Source organism: Microbacterium rhizophilum, assembly GCF_039605615.1.
Lineage (GTDB): Bacteria > Actinomycetota > Actinomycetes > Actinomycetales > Microbacteriaceae > Microbacterium > Microbacterium rhizophilus.
Window position 1 is genome coordinate 103,507 of the sequence record NZ_JBCNUN010000003.1, and the last position, 23,053, is coordinate 126,559.

Below are 23,053 nucleotides of genomic sequence, written 5' to 3' on the forward strand. Positions count from 1 at the left end.
TCAGAGCTGGTGGCCGAGCTTGTACTCGCCCTGCTTCCACGACGGCATCTCCTGCGCGTCGTCGGCGCGCGTGTACGAGAACCCGTCGGCGCCGATCGTCACGGCCATCTCGCTCTTGTCCTCGCGCGAGATCACGGGCTGCGGGTTGCCGTCGAGGTCGAGCACGAGCGACGCCTCGGTGTACCAGCTGGGCACGACCGGGTTGCCCCAGAAGTCGCGGCGCTGGTTGTCGTGCACGTCCCACGTCACGACCGGGTTGTCGGGATCGCCCGTGTAGTAGTCCTGCGTGTAGATCTCGACGCGGTGGCCGTCGGGATCGCGCAGGTACAGGTAGAACGCGTTCGAGACGCCGTGGCGGCCGGGACCGCGCTCGATCGCGTCCGAGCGGCGCAGAGCGCCGAGCTTGTCGCAGATCGCGAGGATGTTGTGCTTCTCGTGCGTCGCGAACGCGACGTGGTGCATGCGCGGGCCGTCGCCGCCGGTCGCGGCGGTGTCGTGCACGGTCGGCTTGCGGCGCATCCACGCGGCGTACACCGTGCCGTCGGCGTCCTGGATGTCCTCCGTGACGCGGAAGCCGAGGTCCTGGTAGTGCCGCACGGCGCGGGGCACATCCGGGGTCACCTGGTTGAAGTGGTCCAGGCGGACGAGCTCGCCGGGGATCTGCAGGTCGTATCGCCACGAGAGGCGCTCGGTGTGCTCGCTCTGGTGGAAGAACTCGTACGGGAAGCCCAGCGGGTCCTCCACGCGCACCGAGTCGCCGATGCCCTTCGTGAAGCCCTCCGGCTTGCGGATGACGCGGCAGCCGAGCTCCTCGTAGAACGCCACGGCCTTGTCGAGGTCCTCGGGCGTGCGCACGCGGTACGAGAACGCCGCGACGCCCGCGACGGGGCCCTTGCGCAGCACGAGGTTGTGATGGATGAACTCCTCCGTCGAGCGGAGGTAGATCGCCTCGTCGTCCTCCTCGGTCACGTGCAGGCCCAGGATGTCGACGTAGAACTCGCGCGAGGCCGCGAGGTCGGTCACGACGAGGTCCATGTACGCGCAGCGCAGGATGTCCGGAGCGGGCGCCTGCGGCGTCGCGACGGCGTTCGCCGCCTCGATCGGGGCCTCCTGCGAGACGAAGAAGCCCGACGAGGTCTTCGTGCCGCGGCGGTCGGTGGATTCGGTGGTCATGTCAGCGTCCTTGCTTTCTTGTTCTCTGGATCCGGGGCGGGCGCTCAGTGAGCCGATCCGCCCTCCTTGCCGAAGGTCGGGTTGTGGACCTTGCCGAGCGTGATGTGCACGGCCTGCTGGTCGGTGTAGAAGTCGATCGAGCGGTAGCCGCCCTCGTGGCCGAGGCCCGAGGCCTTCACACCGCCGAACGGGGTGCGGAGGTCCCGCACGTTGTTCGAGTTGAGCCACACCATGCCGGCCTCGACGGCCTGCGAGAAGTTGTGCGCGCGCTTCAGGTCGTTGGTCCATATGTACGCCGCCAGGCCGTACCTGGTGTTGTTGGCCAGCTCGAGCGCCTCCTCGTCCGTGTCGAACGGCGTGATGGCGACGACCGGGCCGAAGATCTCCTCCTGGAAGATGCGGGCATCCGGCTTCACGTCGGCGAACACGGTCGGGGCGACGAAGTTGCCCTCGTCGAAGCCCTCGGGGCGTCCGCCGCCGGCGACCAGGCGCGCCTCGGTCTTGCCGATCTCGACGTACGACATGACCTTGTCGTAGTGCTCCGGGTGCACGAGCGCGCCGACCTCCGTGGCCGGGTCGTGCGGGTAGCCGACCCTCACGCGCTTGGCCTGCGCGGCGTACCGCTCGACGAACTCGTCGTAGATCTCGCGCTGGACCAGGATCCGGGATCCGGCCGTGCAGCGCTCGCCGTTCAGCGAGAACACGCCGAAGATGGTCGCGTCCACGGCGGCCTCGAGGTCGGCGTCGGCGAACACCACGGCGGGCGACTTGCCGCCGAGCTCCATCGACAGGCCCTTCAGGTAGGGGGCCGCGTTGCCGAAGATGATCTGGCCCGTGCGGCTCTCGCCCGTGAAGGAGATCAGCGGCACATCGGGGTGCTTCACGAGCGCGTCGCCGGCGTCCTCGCCGAAGCCGTGCACGAGGTTGAACACGCCCTCGGGCAGGCCCGCCTCCTCGAAGATGCCGGCCCACAGCGACGCCGACAGCGGCGTGAACTCGGCGGGCTTCAGCACGACCGTGTTGCCGGTCGCGAGCGCGGGGCCGAGCTTCCACGACTCGAGCATGAACGGGGTGTTCCAGGGCGTGATGAGGCCCGCGACGCCGATGGGCTTGCGGTTGACGTAGTTGATCTGGCGGCCCGGCACCTTGAAGGTGTCGTCGGCCTGCGCCACGATCAGGTCCGCGAAGAAGCGGAAGTTCTCGGCCGCGCGACGGGCCTGGCCGAGCGCCTGCGTGATCGGCAGGCCCGAGTCGAAGGACTCGAGCTCGGCCAGGCGGGCGTCGCGCGACTCGACGATGTCGGCGATCCGGTGCAGGATGCGCGAGCGCTCGCGCGGCAGCATCCTCGGCCACGGGCCGTCGAGGAACGCGGTGCGGGCGGCGGCGACGGCGGCGTCGACGTCGGCCTTCTTGCCCGCCGCGGCCTGCAGGTACGGCTCGTTCGAGACCGGGTCGATCACGTCGAACGTGTCGCCGTCCTGCGAGTCGACGTGCGTGCCGCCGATGTAGTGCTGGATCCTGGCGGGCAGGTCCGCGGGGACGTGCCGCTGGGTGTAGTCGGGGGTGGTCATGCGTTCCTCCTGCGTCGTTCGGTCTAGTGGTCGGCGAGATAGGCGTTCATGGTGCGCCAGCGATGCTGGCGGGCCGCCATCTCGATCTCGAGCGGATCGGCGCCCGCGCGGATGAGATCCAGGATCTCGACGTGCTCCTGCACCGACTCGCGCGCGCGGCCGGGCACGTACGCGAACGTCGAGTCGATCACGCCGTGAAGGCGCGACCAGCCGCGGTGCACGAGGTCGACGAGGTGCGGGTTCGGGCACGGCTCGTACAGCACCGAGTGGAACTCGCGGTTCAGGCGTGTGAACGCGATCGGGTCGAAGTCGTCGAGGAGCGCGATCAGCCGGGCGTTCACGGCTTCCGCGCGATCGAGATCCGCCGCCGTCAGCAGCGGGGCGGACAGCGCCGTTGCGGCGCCCTCGACCACGCCCAGCGTCTGCATCGAGTGCGCGTACTCGTCGCGGTCGACGAGCGCCACGCGCGCGCCGACGTTGCGCTCGAACTCGACGAGGCCCTCGGCCTCGAGCCGCCGGATGGCCTCGCGCACCGGCACGACGCTCATGTCCAGCGACTGCGCGATGGATCCGAGCACCAGGCGGTACCCGGGGCCGTACTCGCGCCCGGAGATCCGCTGCCGGATCCACTCGTACGCGAGCTGCGACTTGCTCGCGCTGAGGGCGGTGGTCATCCGTGCCGCCGCTCGGCCTCGTAGCGGGCGCGCCACTCGGCGTTCATCGGGAACAGGCCGTCGACCGGATGCCCCGCCTCGACCTGGGTCGCGATCCACGCGTCCTCGGCCTCCTGCGCGAGCGTCGCGTCGGCGACCTCCTCCGCGAGGGCCGGGGGGATCACGATCACGCCGTCGTCGTCGCCCACGATGATGTCGCCTGGCTGCACCGTGGCGCCGCCGCACGCGATCGTGACGTCGTGCTCCCACGGCACGTGGTACCGGCCGAGCACGGCGGGATGGCCGCCCTGCGAGAACACGGGGATGTCGAACGACGCCACCTGCGCGAAGTCGCGCACGCCGCCGTCGGTCACGATGCCGGCGGCGCCGCGGGCCTGCGCGCGCAGGGCCAGGATGTCGCCGAGCGTGCCGGATCCGGCGTTGCCGCGCGCCTCGATCACGATGACCTCGCCCGGCTGCACGGCGTCGAACGCGCGCTTCTGGGCGTTGTAGCCGCCGCCGTGCGCCTGGAACAGGTCCTCGCGCAGCGGCACGAACCGCAGCGTCCGGGCCGTGCCGACGAGCTTGGCGCCGGGAGTGTCGGTCTTCGGGCCGTCGAGGAAGATCGAGCGGATGCCGCGCTTGCGCAGCTCCTGCGACAGGCCCGCGACGGGGGCCTCGAGCAGCTTGGCGCGCAGCTGGTCGGTCAGGACCGGGCCCGGCTCGGGCGGGAGCCCGGCGGCCTCTCGCGTGCCCCAGGCCTCCTCGCGCTGCAGGTCGTCGACGGACGGCAGCGAGCCGAGCGCCGCGTCGAAGTCGCCACGACCCTCGACCACGCGCGTGACGAGGCGTCCGCTCGTGGGCGAGCCGGGGGCATCCGGCGCGTCCACCTCGACCTCGATCACGTCACCGGGCACGGCGACGGACGAGCCGGCGGGCGTGCCGGTCAGGATGATGTCGCCCACCTCGAGCGTGAGGTGCTGCGCCAGGTCCGCGACGATCTGCGCCAGCGGGAAGATCAGGCGGTCGTCGGCGGTGGTGTCGTCCTGCACGAGGTCGCCGTTGCGCCACGTGCGCACGCGCAGGGCGTCCGGGTCGACCGCGCGCGCGTCGATCAGCTGCGGTCCGAGCGGCGTGTAGCCGTCGCGGCCCTTGTTGCGCACGTTCGAGCCCTTGTCGTTGCCGCGCAGGTCGTACAGGCCCCAGTCGTTCGCCGCCGTGACCCAGCCCACGTGATCCCACGCGCGCTCGAGCGGGACGTCGCGCGCCGGCGTGCCGATGATCAGTGCGACCTCGCCCTCGAACGCCAGCAGCTCGGTGCCCGCGGGCCGCTCGATCTCGAAGCCGGTCGCGGCGACCGAGCTGGAGGGCTTGAAGAAGTAGGACGGGGCGGCGGGGCGGCGTCCGCGCTGGGCGGCGCGAGACTCGTACGCGAGGTGCACCGCGATGATCTTGCCGGGCACCGCGGGCAACGCCGCGAAACGGGGATCGGTCACACCGAGCTCCTTTGCTCATCCTGGGTCGTATCTGAAAAGATATACGATCTGCGGGCCCAGGGGAAGGCCCGGCACCAGGGTCCCGGAGATCGCCACGATTCCGGATGGATCCGGCCGGCCTGATCCGGGATCCGGGCGGACTCCGCGATTCCGGTGGCCTGCGCGGGCGGGCGGGCGGGTGGCCGCGAGGCTCAGACGAGGTGGAGGCCCTGGCCGATGGCCGTGAGGATGAGCTCCTGCACCGTGGCCCAGTCATCCAGGATCTGCCGGTGCCCGATCCGGATCACGGTGCAGCCCATGAGGCGCAGGCGCGCGTCGTGCTCGTTGTCGACGAGGCGCTGGGCGTTCACGTGGTGCCCGCCGTCGATGGTGGCGCGTCCGGGCCTCGGGCGCCCGGGTATCGGGCCTGGGCGTCGGCCGGCGTCAGGCCTGCTGCGGGCCGAGGCCCCGGGCGATCGCGGCGGTGGCGGCGAGCCAGGCGCGGCGGGTCGCGGGGCGGAGGGCGTTGAAGTGCAGGAAGCCGCCCGCCATGGCCGGGTCGTAGGGGATCGCGGCGGCCTCGCGCGAGAGCTCGCGGTAGCCGTCGATGACGCCGCGGACGTCGGCGGGGTCCGCGTGCGGATCGGCCTGGCTGACGATCGCGACCGAGTTGTGCACGAGCTGCGCCGAGCGCTCGTCGCGGTCGGCGAGGGCCTCGAGCAGGAGCGCTCCGGCCTCGGCGGTCTCGGCGCGCGTGGTCGTGGCGAGCACGATCTGGTCGGCGAGGTCGATCATCCGGCGCCACATCGGGTCGGACTCGTCGTTGCCCGAGTCCATGATGATCAGCCGGTAGTACTTGGCCGCGACGGAGTGGATCCGGTCGATGTCCTCCTTCTCGAGGCGCTGCTCGTCGGCCAGCAGCATGGGGCGCGAGCGGAGCACGTCGTAGCGGTCGCGCGTCTGGTGGTGCACGAAGCGCGCGAGATCCGCGGACTGCGCCTGCGTCCCCAGCAGCCGGTCGGTCTCGGGCAGCAGGTCGTGCAGGCTCGCGTCATGCGGGCCCTGCTCGGTGCGCCAGCCGAGCGTGCCGCGCGTCTGGTTGTTGTCCCACGCCAGCACGCCCGCGCCGCCGTAGCGGGCGAACACGGCCGAGGTCAGGATCGTGGTCGGCGTCTTGCCGCTGCCGCCCTTCGCGTTCACGATCGCGATCGTGCGCGGGCCCGGCCAGTGCTGCGAGACCGTGGACATGTCGGCGCGCTCGCTGCGCTCCTCGGCGCTCGGGGGCACGCGCATGCCGGCCTTGGTGAGGAAGCCGCGCCAGCCGCGCTCGGCCGGCTCCTCCGCGTGCTCAGGCGTGAGGAAGGAGCGGCGCGTGTCCGGCGTCGCCGTCTCGCGGCGCCGGGGGCCGGCGTCGCCGTTCGCCGCGCGCCGCGAGGTCGGCTTCCGCTCGCCGCGCGACCGAGCCCCCTCGCGCGGCGCGGCGGCATCGGTCGCGGGCGCCTGCGGTGACGGGCTCTGCAGAGACGCGAACACGTCCATCGCGTCGGCGCCCGACGTGCCCGGCGTGGTCGGCATCGGCGCCGGGGGCGCCCCGACCTCGCCGCGCCGTGGCGTCGGCGGGAGGATGGCGTCGGGCCCGGGCGCCGGCGCGGGCGCGGGAGCGGGGATCGCCCTCGAGACGGTGGGCTGCGGCGCCATCACCGGGTCGACCGCGGCGGTCGCCTTGGGCGTCGCCGAGGCGGACATCGGCTGCGGCGCGGGCTCGTCGGCCGGGCGCGCATCCGGCGCCTCGCGCTGCTGGCGCCGCGTGGGCGGCTCGGGGCTCGGGTCGTCGACCACGTCGCTGTCGTCGTCATCGTCGTCGTACGCGATGTCCAGCAGTGGCAGCCGGGTCGTGGGGTGCCCGGACTCGAGCGGATCGGAGGAGTCGGGCGACTCCGTCGGCGCCGCCTCCGAGGGGGTCTCGTCCCCCTCGTGCTGCGGGTCCGACGGGGCCTCCGCGTGATCGGGCTCGTCCGCAGCGGGGGCATCCTCGTCCGGCTCGACGTTGCCGTCGGCGTGCACGATGAGCGGCCACGCGCCGTCGGGCTCGGTGACGTGCAGGCGGATCGCGGACTCGCGATCCTGCGCGGCGGCGATCGCGTGCATCATGATCGCCTGGCGGCCGTCCTCGACGGACGTGGTGCCGAACTCGGTGCGGACGTCGCCGGCCACGACGGCGGCGGATCCGTCCGGGTGCACGGTCGCGATCAGCGTCGCGGTCTCGGAAGCGGGCATCGTCACTCCTCCCCGCGGGATCCCCTGGTCAGGGTGGAATCCCGTGCTCCCACAGTAGCGATCGCGCCCTGTGTCGTCCCAGGGAAGACCTGCCCGCTTTCTGCGGCCCGGACCCGCCGATCCTGACGATCCCGAAAATTCGGCGATTCTTGCACCCTCCGCGCGGGGAAATCGCGCCGTTCTGCTTCGTAGGCTCGAGGGGCAAGCGCCGGCGCGATCCGCCGGGCATCGACGAAGGAGTGATGAGCGAGCGTGAGCGAGATGGCCGAGGCGCCCCGTACCGAGAAGACCGGATTCGAGCGGCACCGCGCCGAGTGGACGGCGCGCGAGGAGCTGGCCGAGCGGATGATCCCGCTGATCGGGCGCCTCTACCGCACCCACGGGATCGTGCCCTCGATCCACGGTCGTCGCCTCATCAACCGCTCGCCGATCGAGATCATCAAGGCGCACCGCTTCGCGCGTCTGCACGGCGACGACGTGCTGAACCCGAACAAGACGCTCGCGGTGCTCGAGTCGATCGGCCGGATCGGCCCCGGCGCCTCGTCGATCGACGTCGCCCGGCTGGTCTCGCGCTACGACGAGCAGCTCGGCACGTACGAGGACGACCACATCGACGCGTTCCTGCGCGCCGAGCTCGCCGAGGTGATCGACGCCGCGACGCCGCAGCCCACCGACGTCGTGCTGTACGGGTTCGGCCGCATCGGACGGCTGCTGGCGCGCATCCTGCTCGCCCACGCGGGCGACGGATCCGGGCTGCGCCTGCGCGCGATCGTCGTGCGCAAGGGCGGCGACACGGACCTGAAGAAGCGCGCCAGCCTGCTGCGCCGCGACTCCGTGCACGGCCCCTTCGCCGGATCCATCGAGATCGACGAGGACAACGACACGATCCTCGCGAACGGCACGCTGATCCAGGTCATCTACTCGGATGATCCCGCGACGGTCGACTACGAGAGCTACGGGATCCGGGATGCGATCGTCGTCGACAACACCGGCCGGTGGCGCGACGAGGCCGGCCTGTCGCAGCATCTGCGGGCGAACGGCGTCGCGCGCGTGCTGCTGACCGCGCCCGGCAAGGGCGACCTGAAGAACGTCGTGTACGGGGTCAACAGCGAGGACATCACCGCGGACGACGCGATCGTCTCGGCGGCGTCGTGCACGACGAACGCGATCACGCCCGTGCTCGGCGTGATCGACGAGTCGTACGGCGTCGTGCGCGGGCACGTCGAGACCGTGCACTCGTTCACGAACGACCAGAACCTGATCGACAACTTCCACAAGGGCGACCGCCGCGGCCGCTCGGCCGTGTTGAACATGGTCATCACCGAGACCGGCGCCGCGAAGGCCGTGGCCAAGGCGCTGCCCCAGCTCGCGGGGAAGCTCTCGGGCAGCGCGATCCGCGTGCCCACGCCCGACGTGTCCCTCGCGATCCTGAACCTGCAGCTCGGCCGGCCGACGACCAAGGACGAGCTGAACGGGTTCCTGCGGCAGGTGTCGCTGACCTCGCCGCTGCGGCAGCAGATCGACTACATCGAGTCGCCCGAGGTGGTCTCGACCGACTTCGTCGGCAGCAACAAGGCCGGCATCGTGGACGGGCTCGCGACCATCGTCGACGGCGAGAACGTCGTGCTGTACGTCTGGTACGACAACGAGTACGGCTACTCGTGCCAGGTCGTGCGGGTGCTGGAGAAGATGGCCGGCGCGCATCCCCTCGTGCTGCCCGAGCGCGAGCCCGTCGTCGCGCTGCCCGCGTCGCGGGAGCGGGTCGCCGCCGCTGCCGCCGAGGCGGTGCCCGCCGCGGTCTGACCACGCGCGGCCGACTACCCTGGAGGGGTGGGCGCGCACGCCCACGCGCAGGGGATCGAGCTGCCGGAGGGATGCCGTGGGACGCAACGCCGAAGCCACCGAGGAGGGCGTGGCCATCGCGCTCGCCGCCGCGCGGCTGTCGGTGAAGAACGCGATCCTGGTGGGCACGATCTCGCTGGGGGAGTCGTTCGATCCGCAGCATTTCGTCGGCACGGCGCGTGCCACCCTGATCGCGCTCGCGGATGAGCAGGATGCCGCCGCCGACGCCATGTCGCGCGCCCGCAAGGCCGCCTGGGGCCGCCACACGCAGCCGCACGGCACGCACGACTACCGCGACCGGGACGTGCGCAACCTCCGCCGCCGCGCGAAGCTCTACGCCGGCGTCGCGAAGGCGCTGCGCGCCAAGGCCGAGGACGGCAATCAGCTGCGCGATCTCGTCGAGCACGCGCGCGAGGCCGCGTGGCACGACGTCGAGGGCAACCTGCAGGGCCGGCTGCGCGTCGAGGCGATGCGCCCGGATCAGGATCCGGACTACGAGTCGATGCGCGAGGCGCGGATGCAGGCGCTGCGCCTGGTCGATCTGCAGAAGCTCTCGGCGCAGGCGCGCCGCAAGCGCAAGGTCGGCGCCGCGGCCGACGAGACGGCCGGTGCGGCGTCCTGAGCGACGCGCCCGGGCGGTCGTCCGGGGCCGCCGCGATTCGCGGACATCCCCCGGGATGATGTACAGTAGACGGGTTGCCAAGGCAACGGTCGGGAAGGAATTCCCGATGCGCCCGTAGCTCAATGGATAGAGCATCTGACTACGGATCAGAAGGTTGGGGGTTCGAGTCCCTCCGGGCGCACGACTGTGTTGAGACAGTTACCTCGATCGAACGGCCTACCCCTTCGGGTGGGCCGTTCGTGCTATCCGATGATGCCACGTTCTGGGCGATCGTCGCTCCGCTCGAGGCGGCGCTCTGATGCCGCGCCGCGAGGTCGAGACGAGCGACTACCTCTCTGCTGCCCGGCGCTTCATCCGCGCCGCTGGCAAGCGCGTCGCCGAGGCTGACGAGCCCGAGCTTGCCGAGCTGCTCGCGCTGCGCGACGTGCTCGACGACGCGATTGCCGAGGCGGTGAAGGGGCAGCGCTCGCGCGTCTCGTGGGCCGGGATCGCTCGAGCCACCGGCACGAGCCGACAGGCCGCATTCAAGCGCTGGGGTCACCTCGAGGCGGTCGCGTCGTGAGCCTCGATCACACGCTCGTCGTGTTCAACGCCGTGGACGTTCCCGAGGACGTTAAGTTTCAGATCGCCCGGCTCCTCGCGCCGTACAACTTCGACGTGTACTCGAGGCCGTGCGACGCGGACGGGTACACGTCGCGATGAGCACAATGCCCGAAATTGGCACGGCCGGCATGAGCACAATGCACGGTGCCAAGGTCGCGGGGCTGCTGTGGTGAGCGCCGTGCAGCGCCTCGCGGTCGGCGACCGCGTACGGCACCACGCGATCCCGCTCGAGGGCGAGGTCGTCAAGACGAGCCCGCGCAACGGCCGCGCGCTCGTCAAGCTCGACGACGGACGCACCATGACGCTCGAGGCATGGAAGCTCCGTCGCGTGTCTCCTGCTCACTAATAGTTTGGTGCGGTAACGATCTCCAAACGCTCGGCACGTCGCCCGGCGCTCCTATAGCAGACTCTCCCGCTGGGGGGAATAAGGAATATGGAAACTACATAGCGATGCACGCACGACCAGTGCCGCCAGAGTGGGCGGCAGCGATCGACGAGTTCATCCGGCACCTACGTGCCAAGGGGCAGCCCGCGACGACGCAGCGCGCGCGGATCGACCAGCTCCGGCACCTCGCGCGGCGCTCGCCCGTGGCGAGCCCGTGGGACTTGAAGTACCGGCAGCTCGAGGAGTACTTCGCCGAGCAGACGTGGGCGCAGAACACGCGGCGCGGGCGTCGGGACGCCTGTGTGCTGTTCTGGCGGTGGGGGCGCAAGCGCGGCTACTGCCGGAAGAACATCGGCGCGAGGCTGCCGATCGTGCCGCCCAAGAAGCCCCTCGCGCTGCCGGTGCCGGTGCCGGTGTACGAGGCCGCGATGCGTCGCGCCGACGAGCGGACGCGGCTCGTGCTGCGCATGGCCAAGGAGGCCGGGATGCGTCGCGGCGAGATCGCCGTCGCGGGCTCGTGGGATCTCATCGAGGATCTCGTCGGCTGGTCGATCATCGTGCACGGCAAGGGCAACAAGGATCGGCTCGTGCCGCTCACGCCTCGCCTCGCGCTCGAGCTGCGCACGCTCGGCGAGGGCCACTTCTTCCCCGGCGCGATCAACGGGCACCTGTCGCCGCGTCGCGTCGGCGAGCTGGCCGACGACGTGCTCGCCGAGCCGTGGACGCTGCACAAGCTCCGCTCGAGGTTCGCCACGGATGCGCTCGAGGAGTCGGGCGGCGACTATGGACTCGTGCAGGAGCTGCTCGGTCACGCGACGCCCAACACGACCAAGGCGTATGTCCCGGTCGATCAGTCGAGGATGCGTCGCGTCGTCGAGGCGGCTGCGCAGCCCGTCCCCAACAACGTCCGGCCGCTCCTGGCTGGCTGACCCGAAAGGATCCCCCCTCATGACCGAGCCCTCTCCCGAAGCGATCGCGCGCGTGCGCGAGCAGTACGGTACGCCCGTGCAGGCGGCGAAGCGACCGGCAAGCGGGCAGATTGCTGCCCTGTGGTGGATCGCGGCCGCTGCATGGGTGCTCGGCCTCGTGCTGCTCGTCGCTATCGGGCCGCTCGCGCTCATGCTGCTGGGCATCGGGTCGGTTGCTCCGGTCGGCGCGATCGTCCTCGCGGGCGTGCGCGAGCTGCTGCCGCCTCGAGCCTGACCAGACACGCGACAGCCCCGCATCCCTCGAGCTGGGATGCGGGGCTGTCTGCTGTCAACCCTCGGTTGACGCGTAATCCTCCGGGATGCCCCGGGCGGTGATGTCGAGCGCGGACGCAGTTCCGGCAAGCGCAGCGGTCACCACAGCGCCCGCCGCTCCGAGGGCGACGCCGAGCCAGAAATCGCCCGTCGTGCTGATCGCGATAGCCGAGGTCGGGATCGCCGAGGCGAGGGACTGCGCGGCCGTGCGGATGAAGCCTCGGGCGGCTGCGCGCTTCGTGTTCGCGGGAATGATGGTCATGAGGTAGCTCCTCTACTCGATGTCCTCGAGCCAGCCCTCGGGCGGCTCGGGGAGGGGAACGGCGTTGTGTCGGTATGCGTGGTCGATCAGTCGGCGGATGTAGAGCCACGACAGCCGGTCGCGGTGCTCGAGGCGCTTGATCCGGTTGTTGGTCCGGGCCTGCTGCGCGACGATCACGCCGAGGGCCGTGCCTGCCAGACCGATCAGCGCCACCACGACGGCGACGGGCAGCTCAGGCATCGTCGGCAGCCGCCTCCTTGATGAGCTTCGTCACGGTGCCGTCCGTGACGACGCCCTTCTTGCCGTTGCGGATCGCGGCGTCCACGCGCTCGATCATCGGCAGCGCGGCGACCACCTTCTCGAGCTTGGCGTCGAGCCCCTTCACGAGCTGAAGGATCGTGCCGTCGTTACGGACGCCCTTCTTGCCGCTGCTCACGGCGTCGTCGATCCGCTTGAGGGCTGCGGCCTGGTCTGCGTTCATGTCGTCCTCCTGGTCGTTGATGTGGTTGTCGAGGTAGGGGTAGTACTCGGCGTGCCACCACTCGCCGCGGGCGAGGGCGGTGCGCCGCCAGCCGTTGTCCTCGAGCACGGCGGCGGCGGCGGGGTCGAGCCACTCGTCGGAGTCCCATGCGTTGCCGGACTCGTGCTCGCTCGTGCCGACCGGCAGCGCGAACGGTCCGCCCGCGTTCATCCGATCGACCATCTGCTGCTGCTCCTGCGGGTCGCGCCCCGCGCTGTTGCTGTCAGCCGGTCGGCCGAGCTGCTCGTCGATGCGCAGCACGCTCTCGGCCGCGGGGCGGCTGAGCCAGCCGCGGCCATGCCCGAGGTCGGTGCGGATCATGCGGGCTCCTCGGGGCCGACGAGCTGCGCGCCGCACGGGCCGCAGATCACGACGTCGGAGGAGTCGGGCACGCTGATCGTGCGGCCCTTGTTGAGGCATCCCTCGGTGGTGCAGGTGACATCCATGCTGGCTCCTTGTGGTCAGAACGCGACGGCGATGAAGTTGACGGTGATCGAGAGGTTGCCGCCCGGGTTGTTGTGGCGCACGACGGCCGTGGCGCTGGTCGTGCCGTTCTCGCTGAGGTGGCACGGGAACTCGTAGGACGTGACGCCCGCACGCATGGCGATCGCGACCGTCGCGGGCGGCGAGCTGTACCCGGGCGGGAAGGTGACCGTCACGGTTGTCGGCGTGTTGGCCGGGACCGCTGCGGCCGACGCGCGGGCACGGAAGATGCTGCCGACCGCCGACGCCACGGCCGCGTCGCGCTGCGCGTCCACGTAGGACTTCGGCGTGGTGTGCCCGGCAGCGGTCGGGGCCGGGGCGATCGTGCGCCCGCTGGCGTCGCGGCGGACGAGCGCGCCGGGGGTCGCGTTGCTCGTCGCCTGGGCGAGCTCCTCGTCGATCTCCGTCATGCCCTCGACGAGCGTCTTCACGTCGAGATCGACCTTCTCGGCGAGCTTCTGCATGTCGAGCGGCACGTTGCCCGGGCCGTCGAGCGTCGGGTAGGGGTAGGCGCGGTTCGGGGTTTCGGGCATCATGCCTCCTCGGGCGTGCGGGTGCGGAGCTGCATCGTCGCGGCAGGCAGGTCGAACGTGACCGACGAGACGATGACGGAATGGGGCAGGTCGTCGGGCGTCGAGACGGTGACCGTCTGCGCGGCGCGGATCCACCACAGGGCGCGTGCGACCTCGGGCGCGACGACGCGACGCCGGGTGATCGCGCGGCCGAGCAGCGCGGCGGCGGCGTTGTCCGCTGCGGCCTGCGTGGTCGGCGTCGTGCGGACGATCGGGGGCAGGGTCTTGCGGCCGACCGTCTCGACGCCGAGCGGGCCGGTGAGGCGCTGCGCGCGGCCGACGATCTCGTGCTCGGTGTCGGTCGCGTCGCGCCAGCGGTAGACGATGACGACGGCGTTGCCCCACGCGCCGCGGTCGCGCGTGGCCTCGGTCGAGCGGATGAGCCCGCGACGGCCGGTCGTGATCGCGGCGACCGAGCCCGTATCGACGGCGGCGAGGTCGGCGCGCCAGCCGGTCAGGCCGTCGTGGTACGCGCGGCCGCTCACGCGGTCGGCGAGGTCGCGCATGAGCTGGCGCAGGTTGTCGTCCGCGTGCACGGTGAGCGTCTCGTCAGCGGGCAGGAACGTGGCGTGCTCGAGGGCAGGATCGACCGTGGCGGCGTCCGCGGCGGGCTGGCCGGCTATGGCTGCGATGAGCTGCCGATAGGCCGTCCCGAACGTCGTGGCGGCCGTCCACGGGCCGGGCACGGTCCACGGTGCATCGCCCATGAGGATCTCGTCGCTGTAGGCGTTGACCTGGATGCTCGGCGTCCCGCCCCGGCGCACGGTCGCGTCCTCGAGCAGCAGCTCGGCGACGACATGCGCGTCCTCCTCGCCGCCCGGGTAGACGTACCCGAGCGTCACGCGCAGCCGCACGGCCGCGCGCTCGTCGAGCACCTCGAGCGCGTCGGGCGTCGCGGCGATCGCACCGCTCAGCGCGACGTACGGCGTGCGGGCCTCGTCGTAGCTGAGCTGCGCGCTGACCAGCTCGAGCGCGCGCACGCCGAGCGTCGGGTGCACGGCCTCGAGGCGCGTGACGCACGTGAGGGCGGATGCGAGCGTGTCGTCGATCGCGCGGGCGTTCCACGGGGCCGTGCTCATGCCGTCTCCCGGTTGAGCAGCAGGTCGCGGTACGTCTCGAAGCTGTCGCGGATCCCGCGGTACGTGCCGTGCTCGGCGAGGATCGCGCCGTACGTCCACAGGGGCGCGGCGAGCAGCGGACCGGACGGGCGCTGCACCTCGACGAGGCCGAGCGTGACCGTCCACCGGACGCGGCCGGGGCGGGCGGTCGCGCGCTCGATGCGGGGTGCAACGCTGCGGATCTCGAAGTAGCCGTCGAGCCCCGGGAACGGGATCTGCCGGAGCATGACCGTCTCCTCGGCGGCGGCGATCGCCTCGAGCGCACGCACCGCGGTGTAGTCCTCGCACCACGCCTCGAGCGAGCCCGAGCGCATGCCGAGCGGGCCGCGGTTGACGATCGGGTCGGGGCGGTCGATCACGTCGCTCTGCGTGCTGTGCGACGTGCGGCTCATGGACCAGTCGGCGAACGTCACGCGCACGGCATCCTCGGGCACGACGGCCGGGTGCAGGATCCACGTGAACGGGTCGAGCGCGTCGAAGCTCACCACGGCGGACGCTCGCTGCTCGGTGCCAGCCGGGATGTACAGCTGCGAGGACGATGCGTTCGCTGCGCCGGTCCAACGCGCCCACGTGCCGGGGAGCGGAGTCGAGCCATCGAAGTACGGCAGTAGGTGATCGCCGCGCTCAGCGACCGCAGCCGAGATGCGAAGCGAGAAGCCGGATCCGATGCCTGCGAGGTTGGGGATTCGCGCACCGATCCGCACCCGCGTCGCCCCGGCCGGGACGATGGCTGTGACGCTCATGCGCGTCAGCTGGTCAGGCGGCATCGCCGTGAACGCCGTGCCCTGCACGTCGAGGCCGACGCCCTGACCGGACGCGTTGAAGAAACGCAGGATCGGGAACACATCGCGGGTCTGACTTACTCGCACGTAGAGGCTCGCCGTGATGGTCGATCCGGACTCGACGGTGATGTCTTGCTGCCCCGGCCGACCGAAGCCGAAGGTCGCGCCACCGCCTGCCGCCGCGGTCGTCCATGTCATAGTGGCCTCGTCGGTACCCGCGTGCCCGGTTGCGGGTGATGCCCCCAGCTCGCCGAGCCCACCCACGCCGTAACCATCGGTGTTCGCCGTGGTCGCGCCACGCGGGGACTTCACGAGGTTCTCGCGCAGCACCTCCTCGGCACCCGTGACGATCGTCGCCTCGTACTCGATGGGCCCGGTCAGCGCCGCCTCGTGGTCGTCCACGGTGAACGCCTCGAACGTCGAGGGCAGGATCGGCAGGCGCACGTCGGCCGCGCCGTTCGCGTCCGTGCGGCGCAGCGAGACGAGCGTCGAGCCGGGCGTGCCCGCGTCCACGACGAGGGAGACGGCGCGGCGCTCGGTGTCCGGCGTCGCGGTGATCGTGATGCTCACTGAAAGACCTCCACCTTGCGTGCGCCGATGTTGAGCCAGATCGTCGGCGGGACGACGGATCGCGCGGCGCTGTCCACGGCGTACTGCGGGTTCTCGACGTGGAAGCGGGCCGGGATGTCGGGGGCGTAGACGCTGCCGATCGCGTCGTTGACGCCTCGCTGCACGGCGCCGCTGTTGGCCCGGACACCCGCGCCGATGTTGTCGGAGACGGCCCCGCCCGTCGCACGCGCGTGCGCCTGGATCGCCTCGCGCTGCTGCTCGGGCGAGCTGGTCGCGATGACCTCGGCGACCGCCCCGGCGACGGCCGGTCCCTTGGCAGCCAGCTCGCGGGCGAGCGCGTCGCCACCGGCTGCGGCGATGATCGCGAGGCTCTGCTCGAACTGCGCGGCCTGCCGGGCCTGCTCGTTCCATGTGTCGATGAGCTGCTGCGTGCTGACCTTGGCGTCCTCGGCGTAGTCCTCCCAGCTATCCGACTGGTCGTCGGTGCTCTCGGCGATCGCCTCGGCCGTCTCACGGGCCTTGTCCTGCTGCTGCTGTAGCAGCGCGTCGTAGACCGCGACGGGATCGGCGAGCTGTTCGAGCGCGCTGCCGTACGCCTCCTCGGCCTGCGCCGTCTCGGCGACCTTCTTGCGGTACTCCTCGTACGCCTCGGTTGTCATGCCGAGCGCCTCGGCGCGGGCCTCTTGGATGAGGTTCTGCTGCGTCTGCACCTCGAGCTGCTGCTCGATCTCGGGGCGCAGCTTCTCGAGCGCGGCGCGCTCCTCGTCGAGCAGCTCGCGGGACTCGGCGCGCTTGAGTGCGGCCTCGTCGCTGATGCCGAGCAGGGCGGTCCACGAGTCGGCGTTGTTGTGCGCCGCCACGTCGTTGTCGGCGAGCCCGTCGTTGAGGTCGCTCACGCGGGTGTTGAGCGTGTCGAGCACGTCGGCCAGCTCGCGCTGCCGCTCGATCGGATCCGTGACGTTGAATGCGTCGGTGAACCGGGCCGCGATGTCGGCGTTGCTGTTGGCCACGTCGGCGACCTGCTCGATAGCCGTGATCGCGGAGTCCTGCCAGACCTCCCACCACTCGCGGCTGTCGGCGATCTTGGTGGACAGCTCGTCCCAGCGCTCGGCGAGGCTGGCGACGCGCTCCTCCTCGGTGGCCTGCTCCCACTCGATCGCGAGCTGACCGGCCTGCTCCTTGGCCTCGTTGATCTTGGTGGACAGATCGTCGAGCGACTTCATGCCGAGGCCGATGCCGAGGGCGATCGCGATACCGGCCGCTGCGCCGAGCGGGCCGAATCCGCCGAGCGCGTTGGCGGCGACCTCCTGCAGCGCCTCGAGCGCGTCGGCGGGCTCGCCCGAGAACGACGCGGCCATTTCGCGGGCGGTCTGCTGCGACTCGCCCTTCATCTCGTCGATGCCCTCGGAGGCGCGGCGGGTGCCGTCCTCTACGTCGTCGCCGATCTTCTTACCGGCCTTGCTCGAGTCCTTGGCGGCGTCGGCGAGATCCTTGAATCCGCGCTCGAGCTTGCCCGCGGCCTGCTCGCCGTCGCGCAGCTCGGCCGGGAGGTTCTCGGCCTTGAGCTTGTCGCCGACCTGTCCGCCCTCGCGGGCGGCGGACTCGAGCGCCGACTCGAGGTCGTCGGCGGCTCGCTCGCTGTCGCGCAGGCTGCCCTCGAGGTCGCTCGAGGAGGCGCGCTGCGCGAGGTCGTCGAGGCTGTCGGCGACGCCCTCGAACGCCGTCTCTACGTCCTCCGTGCCGCGCAGCAGGCGCGAGACGTTGGCGAGGAAGTCGATGTTGATGGGCATTAGCGGACCTCCGCCCCGGGCAGCTTGGCGAGCTGCTCGACGACGGTGCGGACCCACGTCGCCACGAGGCGCGTGCCCACCTTGCTCGCCGCGTCGAACGCGATCATTCCGTCACTGCTCCTTGATCTGAACTGCTTGCCCACGGTGGTGGTGCGGGTGAAGCGCTTGCCCTTGCGGGAGCGCTGCTCGACCGTCACGCGGCGGGGCGTCATGCCGAACTCGGCTGCCTGCCACTCGAACGACGGGACGAGGCCACCGGACAGTGCGCCGCCCGTCGCGGCGCGCAGCTTGAACCCGCGATCGCTCGGCGTCGCCGACGCGCGGTTCACGATGACCTGCCGCTCGAGCTGGTTGGCTGCCCGGGTGGACAGCTCCTCCCGCCACATGGGGCGGATGAGCTGCCGCGCATGCTTGTTGATGTCGCGGCGGATCTCGGCCCGCGCCGTGCGGAGCGCGAAGATCGTCGCTTGCAGCTCGCGCGACTTCATCACGTCCAGCACGGCGCGGGCTCCCGATCAGCCCTCGGCGGGGCCGGTGTACTCGACGGGCTCGCCGTCGCAGTCCATCGTCACCGTGTGGATGATGGGACCGGCCACGGTCACGTCGGTGTTGAGCGGCGGCTTGGCGAGGGTGACGACGACCGTCTCGGCGTACGTGCCGTCGTAGTGCGGCCACACGATGAGCGTGGCCTTCTTGCCCGCGTTCTTGCGCATGAAGCGCCACGGGCTGGCCTCGTTGTCGGTGTCCTGCGCGAGCTTGACGATCGCCTTCTGATCGACGCCCGCCTCGCTCACGCTGTTGCCGTCGCCGAATCGGGTGGTGGTCTGCTGCGGCACGGGCAGCTCGACGCCCTGCACGTGGCCCTGCCACTCCTCCTCGACCTGGGTCTCGGCGTTGGTGACGACGAGCTTGAGTCGCTTCGTCGCGCGGGCGGTGTTCTGGATCGCGGTCACGATGTCTCCTCGGTGATGTGTCCGGGTGCCTTGACGGTCACTCGGTATGCGGGCTTGGACTGGTCGAACTTGGCGCGCTCGGCGCGGCCGTCCCACACGTGATCGGGCAGGACGTTGAGGGCGCGGATCATGTGCTCGAGCGCCTCCTCGAGCCGGGCCTCGAGCACGTCGGGCTGATCGCCGCGCGAGCCGTCCACGACGATCCATGCGTGCAGCTCGGCCTCGACCGGGATGCGCTCCCCGTCCGACGACGTGACGCCGGACGCGATGCTGGTCTGCTCGACGACGAGGGCGACCGACTTGGCCGGATCCTCGAACGGGCCGAGGTTGACGGGGTAGGGGTAGATCGCCCACGACTCGGGGGCGTCGATCGCGATGAGCGCGGCGAGGTCGTTGCGTGCGCTCACGGATCAGCCGATCATCGAGCCGACACGGCCACGGTCGGCGGTCGGGCTGTCGGTCGCGTCAGGGCGGGGGATGATGAGCAGCGCCATGATCTTCCCGTCGAGCGGGCGGAGCTGCACGGTGTTGTCGCCGATGCCCCACTCGTCGGTCCCCGCCTGACCGACAGCGGTGGCGTTGCGGTTGGCGAGCGCCTGGTAGACCACGCCCTGCGCGAACGACTCGGACGGCGGCGCGGCGAGATCGAGCGGCAGCCCCTTGACGCGGAGGCACTGCTCGCGTGCGGCGGCGAGGCCCTTGTCGGTGACCGAGATCGCGAGCGCGCTGTGCGCGGTCAGGGCGTCGTACCACGTGGGCTGCTGGGGGTCGGGCATGATGCTCCTCGAGCTGCGGGGTGAACGGGGGACGCGGGGCGGGCCTCGGCCGGGAGGCCCGCCCCACGGGCTCAGGCCGCGGGCTCCTCGGCGACGGCGACCGTGTACTTGCGCAGCGCGCGGGCGTCGTTCGCGAGCACGCCGCCGTAGGCGTAGAAGCCCAGCTCGACGAGGCCCTTGCCGATGTTGTCGGCCTCGAGTCGCACGTTGGGCGACTGGCGCACCGTGAACGAGCGGCGGTCGTACGCGACGAGCGTGCGGCCGGTGAGCCCGAAGTCGATGTCGAAGCTCAGCGCCGAGGCGACCGTCGCGGATCCGTCCGTGAGGTTCACGAACCCGAGCTGGTTGGCGAGCCACGCGGGCAGCTCCACGATCTTGAGCTCGCTGAACTCCTCGAACAGCTCGCGGCTGACCCACACCTTGTTCAGCGCCGCGCCGATCGCCTTGAGGTCGAGCGCGGCGGCGGCGAGGGCGGCGACGATCGACGCCTTCTCGCCGCCCGCCGTCGCCGAGGCCAGCGCCTGCGTGCGCACCCATGCGTCGCTGTCGGCGTCGAAGTCGGCGGCGAGCAGGCCGAACAGGTCGGCGGTCAGGTCGCGCGAGCCGAGGTCCACGAGGATCCGATCGACCGCCGTGCCGACGCCCCAGCGCACGCCGTCCGCCTCGACCTTCTTGGTCTTGCGGATGCCGGTCGGCACGTCCGCACCCTTGCCCGCGTAGGACGCGACGCGCGCCTCGGTGTCATCGACACCGCCCGCGTACTCCTCCTTGCGAGCCCAGCGCCAGCCCTCGACCTTCATGCCCTGCATGGGCTTGACGCCGCCGAAGCTGTCGATCCACGGACGGCCCTCGGTGCGGGCCTGCCAGATCTCGCCGAGCCACTCGGGACGGCCGAAGTTCGCCTCGCCCGCGTCGTCGGCGTCGTCGATGATCGACAGCGCGTTGTTGATGGTGGCGATCGCCGCGCCGAGGTTCTGCGCCTCGATGTGCGGAAGGATCTCGGCGTGCACCTGGGCGAACGTCTTGGGGCGGTCGGCGACCTGGGCGCGCGGGCCGACGTGGTTCTGCGGCCCCTGCGCGTACTCGGGCGCGACGGGCTGACCGGCGTTGACCGGCAGCGCGCCGAGCGCGGCGGGCTGCGCTGCCGGGGCGGGCTCCGGCGTCGGTGCGTTGCCCTGCTCGAGCAGCGCGAGCGTGGCGATCGCGGTGTCGTGCTGGGCCTGCGTGATGGTGCCTGCGGCGAGGGCTGCGGCGAGCTGCTCACGGTTCACGGTGTTCTCCTTCGTGGGGTGCGCCAGAGCGGCGGCGGGACGGGGTGCCGGGGCGCTGGCGCGACCGGCGTGGGCGTACATGGACAGATCGAAGTTCGCGGCGGCGGCGGTCTCGCGATCGAGCGCGTCAGCGAGGCCGACCTCGACGGCCTCCTCGGCGGAGTACCACTGCTCGGCCTTCATGACGACGCGCCAGTCGGTGAAGTCACCGCCCGCCTTCTCGGCGTAGAAGGTGGCGATCGTGTCGCTGATCCGGTCGAGGTCGTCGGCGATCTCGCGCAGATCGTCGGCGTTGCCGATGCCGATGGTCCAGGCGTCGTGGATCATGATCTCGGCGCCGTCGCTCATGACGACGTGATCGCCCGCGGTGGCGATGAACGATGCGGCCGAGGCAGCGAGCCCGTCGATCACGACGCGAGTCGCGCCGGGGTGCTGCTTGATCGCGTTGCGGATCGCGATGCCCTCGTACACGTCGCCGCCCGGGCTATTGACGAACACAGTCAGCTCGTGGTCAGCGGGCACGGCGCGGATAGCGGGCACCAGCGCGGCGGCGGACACGTCGCCCCACATGGCACCGATCGCGCCGTAGACGTAGAGCGTGCTGACCTTCTGCTCGGGGTTGGCCTCTGCTGCCCAGTGGGCGGCGGGCTGCTGCGCGGTCGCGAACGCGAGGCGCGCGCGGAGCTGCTCGAGGAAGTTCACAGGCTGGATCCCTTCATGCGCTGGCCCTCCTGGGCCTCGATCCACGCCTGATCGATGAATCCCGCGTCGAGCCCGAGCTTGTACGTCTCGAAGCGGGTCTTCTGGTCGGGGCGCGTGAGGTCGTCTGTGTTGAACGTCGTGCGCCAGCCGAGCGGCGTTGCGTCGGGCATCGACAGGCGGGTCGCGATCGGCGTCATGTACGTGGCGAGGAACAGGTCGATCAGCTCCCACGCCCGGCTCGCGCGGTTCTGGTAGTTCAGCGTCGAGCCCTCGAGCGCGACGTCGAGCGCCCAGGCGGGAGCGCCCGCGACGCGAGCAAGCTCGAGATCCATCTGCTTGCGTCCGCCGAGGAGGAGCTGCGCCTCGGCTGCCGACATGGGCACGGCCTTGATCGTCTTGTCGGTGTAGGCGACGCCGTACTTCTTGCGGGCGCTGACCCACGAGTCGAGCAGATCCTTGATCTGGTCGGACTCGAGCGGCTGGTTGCCGCTGTACTCGAGGTTGACGCTCGGGACCGGGTTGGCCTCGGCGAGCGACGCGGCGCGGTTGAGGACTGCTGCGCGACGGATGAGCACCTTCTGATCGGCGAGCAGGCCGCCGTCCGGCGCGTCGAACTGGATCACGTCGCGGGGCTTGATCTCGTTGTCCTCGCCGATCTCCATGCCCCACGCGCTGCGCAGCTTGCCGTCCTTGTCGAACTGCGCGTCCGCGCGGTCGAGGAGCTTGATCCCGCCTCGAGCGGGCCAGCCGTAGGCGTCGCGCTTGCGCACGATCCACCACGTGCACGGCTGGAAGTACAGGGCATCCGCCGTCCATGTGAGCGTGGCGCTCAGGGGGCGATCGGCCTCGGGCTGCTCGAGGTAGGGCATCGTCGGGGCGGACGCGCTGCCCTTGGTGTTGACGAGGCTCATGCGACCGAGGTTGGTCGCGAGCACGCGGCGTCCCTTGGCCAGCGGCGAGAGGCCCATCGCCATGCCGCGCGTGACGATCAGGTCGCTGCGGTCGGCGAGGCCGTACAGCTCCTCGATGACCGACAGGCTGGCGGCGTCGCTGTACGGCGACGCGAGCGGACGGCCGTCGCCGAGCGACACGGCGACGGGCTGCGCGCTGAGCGCGTCGCGGATGCGGTCGAAGATCTTGGGCACGATGTAGACCCTCAGCGAGACATCTCAGGTTCGCGCGGCATTTCGCGTGCCGCGGCGGCGCGTCGCGCGTAGCTCTCTCGCTCGTAGCGCGCCTGTCGGTAGACCTGCGGCAGCTCGGGGTGAGCGATGCGCTCGTGCTGCTCGGCGCTCGTCCAGGCGTTCGGCTTGCCGATCGCGAGGGCGCTCCACCACGGGCACAGGTCGCACGTGAGGACGATGCTCGAGTCCGACTTGTCGAGCTTGATCGGGGAGGTAGGCATGGGGGCT

At 71.1% G+C, this 23,053-nt stretch carries 28 protein-coding genes and 1 tRNA gene; 8 read left to right on the forward strand and 21 right to left on the reverse strand.

Annotated features, from left to right (window positions below):
* The 6 genes from hpaD to AAD528_RS07060 form a co-directional block, all read right to left on the reverse strand.
* On the reverse strand, window positions 1–1,173 hold the full coding sequence (gene hpaD / locus AAD528_RS07035; RefSeq protein ID WP_345751359.1) for a 3,4-dihydroxyphenylacetate 2,3-dioxygenase: 1,173 nt from the start codon (window positions 1,171–1,173) through the stop codon (window positions 1–3).
* A 44-nt stretch (window positions 1,174–1,217) separates the two neighbouring features.
* The gene (gene hpaE / locus AAD528_RS07040) at window positions 1,218–2,744 is read right to left on the reverse strand and encodes a 5-carboxymethyl-2-hydroxymuconate semialdehyde dehydrogenase (RefSeq protein WP_345751360.1); all 1,527 of its coding nucleotides are present in this window, start codon (window positions 2,742–2,744) and stop codon (window positions 1,218–1,220) included.
* Between the two features lie 23 nt (window positions 2,745–2,767).
* Entirely contained in the window at window positions 2,768–3,418 is a 651-nt protein-coding gene (locus AAD528_RS07045; protein ID WP_345751361.1) for a GntR family transcriptional regulator, read from the reverse strand.
* Entirely contained in the window at window positions 3,415–4,893 is a 1,479-nt protein-coding gene (locus AAD528_RS07050; protein WP_345751362.1) for a fumarylacetoacetate hydrolase family protein, read from the reverse strand. The genes AAD528_RS07045 and AAD528_RS07050 overlap by 4 nt, the downstream gene beginning before the upstream one ends.
* Window positions 4,894–5,084: 191 nt before the next feature.
* On the reverse strand, window positions 5,085–5,243 hold the full coding sequence (locus AAD528_RS07055; RefSeq protein ID WP_345751363.1) for a hypothetical protein: 159 nt from the start codon (window positions 5,241–5,243) through the stop codon (window positions 5,085–5,087).
* 73 nt (window positions 5,244–5,316) lie between these two features.
* A complete protein-coding gene (locus AAD528_RS07060; RefSeq protein WP_345751364.1) occupies window positions 5,317–7,149 on the reverse strand; it encodes a MinD/ParA family ATP-binding protein in 1,833 nt (610 codons plus the stop codon).
* A 261-nt stretch (window positions 7,150–7,410) separates the two neighbouring features.
* On the opposite strand from AAD528_RS07060, the gene AAD528_RS07065 reads away from it, so the two are divergent.
* The 8 genes from AAD528_RS07065 to AAD528_RS07100 all read left to right on the forward strand — a co-directional run bounded on the left by AAD528_RS07065 (window position 7,411) and on the right by AAD528_RS07100 (window position 11,804).
* Window positions 7,411–8,952, forward strand: coding sequence for a glyceraldehyde-3-phosphate dehydrogenase (locus AAD528_RS07065; RefSeq protein WP_345751629.1), 1,542 nt, complete (start codon window positions 7,411–7,413; stop codon window positions 8,950–8,952).
* 76 nt (window positions 8,953–9,028) lie between these two features.
* Window positions 9,029–9,613 (forward strand): asparagine synthase, encoded by a 585-nt coding sequence (locus AAD528_RS07070; protein ID WP_345751365.1) that lies wholly within the window; start codon window positions 9,029–9,031, stop codon window positions 9,611–9,613.
* A 108-nt stretch (window positions 9,614–9,721) separates the two neighbouring features.
* Window positions 9,722–9,794 (forward strand) — tRNA-Arg (locus AAD528_RS07075).
* 117 nt (window positions 9,795–9,911) lie between these two features.
* A complete protein-coding gene (locus AAD528_RS07080) occupies window positions 9,912–10,175 on the forward strand; it encodes a hypothetical protein (protein ID WP_345751366.1) in 264 nt (87 codons plus the stop codon).
* Window positions 10,172–10,315 carry a hypothetical protein gene (locus AAD528_RS07085; RefSeq protein ID WP_345751367.1) on the forward strand — a complete coding sequence of 48 codons (144 nt, stop codon included), beginning with the start codon at window positions 10,172–10,174 and terminating at the stop codon, window positions 10,313–10,315. The genes AAD528_RS07080 and AAD528_RS07085 overlap by 4 nt, the downstream gene beginning before the upstream one ends.
* 70 nt (window positions 10,316–10,385) lie before the next feature.
* Window positions 10,386–10,562 carry a hypothetical protein gene (locus tag AAD528_RS07090; RefSeq protein ID WP_345751368.1) on the forward strand — a complete coding sequence of 59 codons (177 nt, stop codon included), beginning with the start codon at window positions 10,386–10,388 and terminating at the stop codon, window positions 10,560–10,562.
* 119 nt (window positions 10,563–10,681) lie between these two features.
* Complete coding sequence (locus AAD528_RS07095; RefSeq protein ID WP_345751369.1) at window positions 10,682–11,530, forward strand: tyrosine-type recombinase/integrase; 849 nt, start codon at window positions 10,682–10,684, stop codon at window positions 11,528–11,530.
* Window positions 11,531–11,549: 19 nt separating this feature from the next.
* Window positions 11,550–11,804 (forward strand): hypothetical protein, encoded by a 255-nt coding sequence (locus AAD528_RS07100; protein ID WP_345751370.1) that lies wholly within the window; start codon window positions 11,550–11,552, stop codon window positions 11,802–11,804.
* Window positions 11,805–11,858: 54 nt separating this feature from the next.
* Here AAD528_RS07100 and AAD528_RS07105 read toward each other — a convergent pair whose 3' ends face one another.
* From AAD528_RS07105 to AAD528_RS07175, 15 genes are all read right to left on the reverse strand, one after another.
* On the reverse strand, window positions 11,859–12,104 hold the full coding sequence (locus AAD528_RS07105; protein WP_345751371.1) for a hypothetical protein: 246 nt from the start codon (window positions 12,102–12,104) through the stop codon (window positions 11,859–11,861).
* A 12-nt stretch (window positions 12,105–12,116) separates the two neighbouring features.
* Window positions 12,117–12,344 (reverse strand): hypothetical protein, encoded by a 228-nt coding sequence (locus AAD528_RS07110; RefSeq protein WP_345751372.1) that lies wholly within the window; start codon window positions 12,342–12,344, stop codon window positions 12,117–12,119.
* A complete protein-coding gene (locus AAD528_RS07115) occupies window positions 12,337–12,945 on the reverse strand; it encodes a M15 family metallopeptidase domain-containing protein (RefSeq protein ID WP_345751373.1) in 609 nt (202 codons plus the stop codon). The genes AAD528_RS07110 and AAD528_RS07115 overlap by 8 nt, the downstream gene beginning before the upstream one ends.
* Window positions 12,942–13,070 (reverse strand): hypothetical protein, encoded by a 129-nt coding sequence (locus AAD528_RS07120; RefSeq protein ID WP_345751374.1) that lies wholly within the window; start codon window positions 13,068–13,070, stop codon window positions 12,942–12,944. The genes AAD528_RS07115 and AAD528_RS07120 overlap by 4 nt, the downstream gene beginning before the upstream one ends.
* Before the next feature lie 15 nt (window positions 13,071–13,085).
* Window positions 13,086–13,640 (reverse strand): hypothetical protein, encoded by a 555-nt coding sequence (locus AAD528_RS07125; protein ID WP_345751375.1) that lies wholly within the window; start codon window positions 13,638–13,640, stop codon window positions 13,086–13,088.
* A complete protein-coding gene (locus AAD528_RS07130) occupies window positions 13,640–14,758 on the reverse strand; it encodes a hypothetical protein (RefSeq protein WP_345751376.1) in 1,119 nt (372 codons plus the stop codon). Before AAD528_RS07130 ends, AAD528_RS07125 begins: the two co-directional genes overlap by 1 nt.
* Window positions 14,755–16,149 carry a hypothetical protein gene (locus AAD528_RS07135; RefSeq protein ID WP_345751377.1) on the reverse strand — a complete coding sequence of 465 codons (1,395 nt, stop codon included), beginning with the start codon at window positions 16,147–16,149 and terminating at the stop codon, window positions 14,755–14,757. The genes AAD528_RS07130 and AAD528_RS07135 overlap by 4 nt, the downstream gene beginning before the upstream one ends.
* Window positions 16,146–17,939 carry a coiled-coil domain-containing protein gene (locus AAD528_RS07140; protein WP_345751378.1) on the reverse strand — a complete coding sequence of 598 codons (1,794 nt, stop codon included), beginning with the start codon at window positions 17,937–17,939 and terminating at the stop codon, window positions 16,146–16,148. Before AAD528_RS07140 ends, AAD528_RS07135 begins: the two co-directional genes overlap by 4 nt.
* Window positions 17,939–18,439, reverse strand: coding sequence for a hypothetical protein (locus AAD528_RS07145; protein WP_345751379.1), 501 nt, complete (start codon window positions 18,437–18,439; stop codon window positions 17,939–17,941). The genes AAD528_RS07140 and AAD528_RS07145 overlap by 1 nt, the downstream gene beginning before the upstream one ends.
* Before the next feature lie 15 nt (window positions 18,440–18,454).
* Window positions 18,455–18,892, reverse strand: coding sequence for a hypothetical protein (locus tag AAD528_RS07150; protein WP_345751380.1), 438 nt, complete (start codon window positions 18,890–18,892; stop codon window positions 18,455–18,457).
* Window positions 18,889–19,299: a hypothetical protein gene (locus tag AAD528_RS07155; protein ID WP_345751381.1), complete on the reverse strand. Its 411-nt coding sequence runs from the start codon at window positions 19,297–19,299 to the stop codon at window positions 18,889–18,891. The genes AAD528_RS07150 and AAD528_RS07155 overlap by 4 nt, the downstream gene beginning before the upstream one ends.
* 3 nt (window positions 19,300–19,302) lie before the next feature.
* The gene (locus tag AAD528_RS07160) at window positions 19,303–19,668 is read right to left on the reverse strand and encodes a hypothetical protein (RefSeq protein WP_345751382.1); all 366 of its coding nucleotides are present in this window, start codon (window positions 19,666–19,668) and stop codon (window positions 19,303–19,305) included.
* Between the two features lie 71 nt (window positions 19,669–19,739).
* Entirely contained in the window at window positions 19,740–21,641 is a 1,902-nt protein-coding gene (locus tag AAD528_RS07165) for a head maturation protease, ClpP-related (RefSeq protein WP_345751383.1), read from the reverse strand.
* Window positions 21,638–22,786: a phage portal protein gene (locus tag AAD528_RS07170; RefSeq protein ID WP_345751384.1), complete on the reverse strand. Its 1,149-nt coding sequence runs from the start codon at window positions 22,784–22,786 to the stop codon at window positions 21,638–21,640. Before AAD528_RS07170 ends, AAD528_RS07165 begins: the two co-directional genes overlap by 4 nt.
* Window positions 22,787–22,797: 11 nt before the next feature.
* Window positions 22,798–23,046 carry a hypothetical protein gene (locus AAD528_RS07175; RefSeq protein WP_345751385.1) on the reverse strand — a complete coding sequence of 83 codons (249 nt, stop codon included), beginning with the start codon at window positions 23,044–23,046 and terminating at the stop codon, window positions 22,798–22,800.
* Between the last annotated feature and the right edge of the window lie 7 nt (window positions 23,047–23,053).